The sequence below is a fragment of the Acinetobacter sp. YH01005 genome, from assembly GCF_013420465.1.
GTDB lineage: Bacteria > Pseudomonadota > Gammaproteobacteria > Pseudomonadales > Moraxellaceae > Acinetobacter > Acinetobacter amyesii.
The window spans coordinates 1-4,275 of record NZ_VOYA01000053.1 but is presented as its reverse complement, the minus strand read 5'-3'; the positions used below and the strand labels follow the sequence as shown (position 1 = coordinate 4,275).

Sequence of the window (4,275 nt, the reverse complement as noted above, 5' to 3'; positions counted from 1 at the left end):
GTAAATTTTCAGCGTTGCTGGCTCCCCGTCAGCCGGATTGGGTTGCATCGCAGGGGTGTCGAAAGAGTCAACTGCGGTCCAAAGCTGTTGGACTTGGGTGAAAAGGGCGTTTATTCTTCCTATACGTTGTCGGCAGCGGGCCAAAAAGGAATACGTCCATGCCCATCGAGGTGAAACCGGCTGTGAGCGCGGGTTCAAGCATATAGCCCGACAGGCGCGTATCCTTGCCGATCACGACACGATGGCGGTGGTCACCGCGACGAAAGACACGGCCAGCCGCCATGCCGACGCGCAAGGCGGTTTCCGCCGTCATCGCGCCTTCGTTGGCTTTGCCACGAATACCGTCTGTGCCGAAATATTTGCGCACCATAAGGTCGATTATCCTGTCGTCGGGTCGCCCTCAAAGGGGACATGCCTGCTGAACCGCGAATATAGAGAAATATCCCGAATGTGCAGTTAACGAATTCTTGCGGTTTCTTTCAGCGCCGCCAATACCGCCAGCCCGTCGCGCAAGGGGCGCGGCTCGTGTGTGCGGATGAAGTCAGCTCCACCTGCGGCGGCGGCAAGCTCTGCAGCGAGTGTCGCGGCCCCGACATCCCCCGGACCACGGCCTGTGAGCGCGCGCAGAAAGGATTTGCGCGAAACAGACAGAAGCACCGGCAAATCGAAGCGCAGCCGCAATTCATCGAACCGCGCCAGCACCGAGAGCGAGGTTTCGGGAGCAGCCCCCAGAAAAAACCCCATGCCGGGATCAAGGACAAGGCGGTTGCGTTTGATACCGGCACCCGTCAGCGCCGCGATGCGCGCGTCAAAGAACGCCGCAATGTGATCCATGATGTCGCCAGCGGGTGCCTCGCGCCGATCTGCCTGCCCGTCTTGCACCGAATGCATAACGACGAGTTTGGCAGATGATTTCGCCAATTGCGGATAGAACGCAGCGTCTGGAAAACCGCGAATATCATTGAGATAGGCCACACCACGCGACAAGGCATAGGCTTGCGTCGCGGGTTGATAACTGTCGAGCGAGACGGGAATGCCATCTGCCTTGAGCGCGTCCAGCACCGGCGCGATACGCGCGATTTCTGTGTCGGACGAAACAGGCGCGGCGTCGGGATTGCTGGATGCCGGACCGAGGTCGATCACATCTGCCCCCTCGGCCATCAGCTTACGCGCCTGCGCAATGGCTGCGTCTGGCGCCAGATACCGGCCTCCATCGGAGAAACTGTCCGAGGTTATGTTGACGATGCCGAAAATGATGAGCGATTTATTCATGGGGGCTTCTATAATAATCTCTGTACACGACAAAAATAGATAACTCATTGAAATAATGTCACAATAATTGTTTTCTAACGACGAATACTATGACACATCTCAATGAGTTATATCTTATCTTAAACAAATCTCTAAAATGGAACAAGTCACATTTAAAGTGCTTTGCGCTCATCATGCTTGTGATTATTTTAAAGCAAACATGTAATCTTTCTTCTGCATCTAAAGCCTTGCCCATCAAGTGTTTACCACAATCATTTTATCGACGTATGCAGCGCTTCTTTGCAGGTCAGTATTTTGATTATCGTCAAATTTCTCAGTTGATTTTCAATGGCACTGTTGCAAATAGAGATTTGAGTCGATGAAGTTCCTTTTTAAAAGTGCTTAGAGACCGAAAACCCTGTTGATTAGACACACTTCACCTTGAGGCTGACCATAATAAAATGACGATGCTTGTCCTTTACGTAGTGCACGCATGACTTCAATACCTTTAATTGTGGCATAAGCCGTCTTCATAGATTTGAATCCTAATGTGGCCCTGATGATCCGCTTTAACTTACCATGATCACATTCAATGACATTATTTTTATACTTAATCTGCCTGTGCTCAATATCTACTGGACATTTTCCTTCTCGCTTTAACCGTGATAAAGCATGGCCATAGGTCGCTGCTTTATCTGTATTGATGACCCGTGGAATTTGCCATTTTTTCACCGTATTGAAGATTTTTCCTAAAAAACAATAGGCTGATTTACTGTTCCGTCTAGCGGAAAGGTAAAAGTCAATCGTATGACCACGTTGATCAACTGCACGATACAGGTAAGTCCATCGCCCCTTCACTTTGATATAAGTCTCATCCATATGCCATGAATGTAAATCTGTAGGATTACGCCAATACCAGCGTAAGCGTTTTTCCATTTCTGGAGCATAACGCTGAACCCAACGATAAATTGTGGTGTGGTCAACATTCACACCCCGTTCAGCGAGCATTTCTTGAAGTTCACGATAGCTGATGCCATATTTACAATACCAACGAACAGCCCAAAGAATGATTTCACCTTGAAAGTGCCGACCATGGAAGGGATTCATCTGCTGTATCTCGAAATAAATAAGATATTTAGCTTATCATGTCAGCCTATTTGCAACAGTGCCCAAAATGACACCAAATGAGTTTTACTATGATCAGCTACCCCAACAAAACAAGGTGGCTTAACTAGAGCGGAATATCACTTATAAATACGCTTTTAGTTGTTCAAACAAGTGGGACCACCTCTATATCTCGATAGGTATAGTAGAGTGATATCTCGATAGGTATAGTGTTTTGCAGTTTAGAGGAGATATCGCGATGCATACGCGGAAGGCAATAACGGAGGCGCTTCAAAAACTCGGAGTCCAAACCGGTGACCTCTTGATGGTGCATGCCTCACTTAAAGCGATTGGTCCGGTCGAAGGAGGAGCGGAGACGGTCGTTGCCGCGTTACGCTCCGCGGTTGGGCCGACTGGCACTGTGATGGGATACGCGTCGTGGGACCGATCACCCTACGAGGAGACTCTGAATGGCGCTCGGCTGGATGACGAAGCCCGCCGTACCTGGCTGCCGTTCGATCCCGCAACAGCCGGGACTTACCGTGGGTTCGGCCTGCTGAATCAATTTCTGGTTCAAGCCCCCGGCGCGCGGCGCAGCGCGCACCCCGATGCATCGATGGTCGCGGTTGGTCCGCTGGCTGAAACGCTGACGGAGCCTCACGAACTCGGTCACGCCTTGGGGGAAGGATCGCCCGTCGAGCGGTTCGTTCGCCTTGGCGGGAAGGCCCTGCTGTTGGGTGCGCCGCTAAACTCCGTTACCGCATTGCACTACGCCGAGGCGGTTGCCGATATCCCCAACAAACGGTGGGTGACGTATGAGATGCCGATGCTTGGAAGAGACGGTGAAGTCGCCTGGAAAACGGCATCGGATTACGATTCAAACGGCATTCTCGATTGCTTTGCTATCGAAGGAAAGCCGGATGCGGTTGAAACTATAGCAAATGCTTACGTGAAGCTCGGTCGCCATCGAGAAGGTGTCGTGGGCTTTGCTCAGTGCTACCTGTTCGACGCGCAGGACATCGTGACGTTCGGCGTCACCTATCTTGAGAAGCATTTCGGAACCACTCCGATCGTGCCTCCGCACGAGGCCGTCGAGCGCTCTTGCGAGCCTTCAGGTTAGAGGCCGTCGACAATGATAATCTGGATCAACGGACCTTTCGGCGCCGGAAAGACGACGCTCGCTAAGCGGCTGCGCGATCGGCGTTCCAAATCGCTGATCTTTGACCCCGAGGAAATCGGGTTCGTGGTGAAAGAAACGGTCCCCATGCCAGCGAGCGGAGACTATCAGGATCTCCCCTTGTGGAGGGGACTTACGATCGCGGCGGTCAGGGAGATTCGAAGGAATTACTCGCAGGACATCATCATCCCAATGACGCTCGTGCACCCGGACTATCTGACTGAGATACTCGACGGGGTAAGGCGGATCGACGATCAGCTGCTGCACATCTTTCTGACGCTCAACGAGGACCTATTGCGTCACCGGATCGCGAACCAGACCATGCATCCTGACCCGAATCGAAATGCGGAGATTCGAGAGTGGCGATTAGCGAATGTCGCCCGATGCTTGGCCGCAAGGGAACGGCTTCCATGCACAACCCGTGTTCTCGATAGTGGTGCACACACCAGCGATGAACTCGCAGCGATGGTGCTCGACGGAATCGATGGGCGCACCTGATCGCCTTCGACGCCTGCGCAAAGCGTAGCGCGAGGGTGGCGGGCTCACGACCAAACGCCCAGAGGTCGATCATCGCAGGGATGTTTGGCTTTGTGGTGCGGACGACGGGACTCGAACCGGCACTGTTGCAAATAGTCGGTGGTGATAAACTTATCATCCCCTTTTGCTGATGGAGCTGCACATGAACCCATTCAAAGGCCGGCATTTTCAGCGTGACATCATTCTGTGGGCCGTACGCTGGTACT

The 4,275-nt window shown here is 52.5% G+C and carries 5 protein-coding genes and 1 pseudogene; 3 read left to right on the top strand and 3 right to left on the bottom strand.

The window, feature by feature from the left end:
* Positions 1 to 67: 67 nt before the first annotated feature.
* Together FTT72_RS15945 and sul2 are read right to left on the bottom strand one after the other, a co-directional pair.
* Positions 68 to 370: a phosphoglucosamine mutase gene (locus FTT72_RS15945; RefSeq protein ID WP_000251875.1), complete on the bottom strand. Its 303-nt coding sequence runs from the start codon at positions 368 to 370 to the stop codon at positions 68 to 70.
* Between the two features lie 86 nt (positions 371 to 456).
* Positions 457 to 1,272 carry a sulfonamide-resistant dihydropteroate synthase Sul2 gene (sul2, locus tag FTT72_RS15940; RefSeq protein ID WP_001043260.1) on the bottom strand — a complete coding sequence of 272 codons (816 nt, stop codon included), beginning with the start codon at positions 1,270 to 1,272 and terminating at the stop codon, positions 457 to 459.
* A gap of 89 nt (positions 1,273 to 1,361) precedes the next feature.
* Between sul2 and FTT72_RS15935 the strand changes: the two are divergent.
* Positions 1,362 to 1,601: pseudogene (locus FTT72_RS15935) on the top strand (IS4 family transposase); the annotation flags it as partial.
* A gap of 52 nt (positions 1,602 to 1,653) precedes the next feature.
* Here FTT72_RS15935 and FTT72_RS15930 read toward each other — a convergent pair.
* Entirely contained in the window at positions 1,654 to 2,358 is a 705-nt protein-coding gene (locus tag FTT72_RS15930) for an IS6-like element IS1008 family transposase (protein ID WP_001067790.1), read from the bottom strand.
* 256 nt (positions 2,359 to 2,614) lie between these two features.
* On the opposite strand from FTT72_RS15930, the gene aac(3)-IId reads away from it, so the two are divergent.
* Complete coding sequence (gene aac(3)-IId, locus FTT72_RS15925; RefSeq protein ID WP_000557454.1) at positions 2,615 to 3,475, top strand: aminoglycoside N-acetyltransferase AAC(3)-IId; 861 nt, start codon at positions 2,615 to 2,617, stop codon at positions 3,473 to 3,475.
* 12 nt (positions 3,476 to 3,487) lie between these two features.
* Positions 3,488 to 4,030, top strand: a complete 543-nt coding sequence (locus FTT72_RS15920; RefSeq protein WP_000587837.1) for an AAA family ATPase — start codon at positions 3,488 to 3,490, stop codon at positions 4,028 to 4,030.
* Positions 4,031 to 4,275 lie beyond the last annotated feature (245 nt).